This window comes from Arthrobacter sp. 05T423 (genome assembly GCF_056396245.1).
The window spans coordinates 1-584 of record NZ_JBFTLC010000112.1 but is presented as its reverse complement, the minus strand read 5'-3'; the positions used below and the strand labels follow the sequence as shown (position 1 = coordinate 584).

The window sequence follows — 584 nt, the reverse complement described above, 5'->3', positions numbered from 1 at the left end:
CGGCAGGCCGCCGACCGCTCCGAATCGGTCGCTTCCTGGCTGGACAACCGGGATCCGGGCTCGCTGCTGAACGAGGTCAAGTCCTTCGCCCGCCAGCGGCCCGGCACCTTCCTGCTCCTCGCGGCAGGCGCAGGACTCGTGGCCGGACGGCTGGGCCGCAGCCTGCAGGCCGGCGCCCCCGAAACCGGCACCGCAACAGGCTACGGATCAACGGGCGGCACTGTTCCCCAGTACGGCACTGCTCCTCAGTACCCGGTCCAGCCGCCCGTCACCGAAAGCAGCCTCGGCGCGGCACAGGGCACTCCCCTGTATGACGCACCGCAGGCAACCCCGACCACCTACGCGGAAACCGTGTACGGCGAGCCAGCCCGCCCCGGCTTTGATGCACCGGGTTCGGCAGGCGTTCCGCTTCGCGATCCCGAGGACCCGTATACCGAGGGTGGGGGGCGTCCCCTGTGAGCAGCCAGATACCCGATGCCCCGCATACGGCCGCGCACGTCAAGGCCGACACCACCTCCCTCGGTGACCTCCTCGGCGAGGTCACCCGGGACCTGTCCACCCTGATCCGGCAGGAAATCGAACTC

At 70.2% G+C, this 584-nt stretch carries 2 pseudogenes; both read left to right on the top strand.

Features of this window, described 5'->3' with window-relative positions:
• Positions 1–459, top strand: a pseudogene (locus tag AC1DFE_RS24145) (hypothetical protein); the annotation flags it as partial.
• A pseudogene (locus tag AC1DFE_RS24140) lies at positions 456–584 on the top strand (phage holin family protein); the annotation flags it as partial. The pseudogenes AC1DFE_RS24145 and AC1DFE_RS24140, both read left to right, overlap by 4 nt.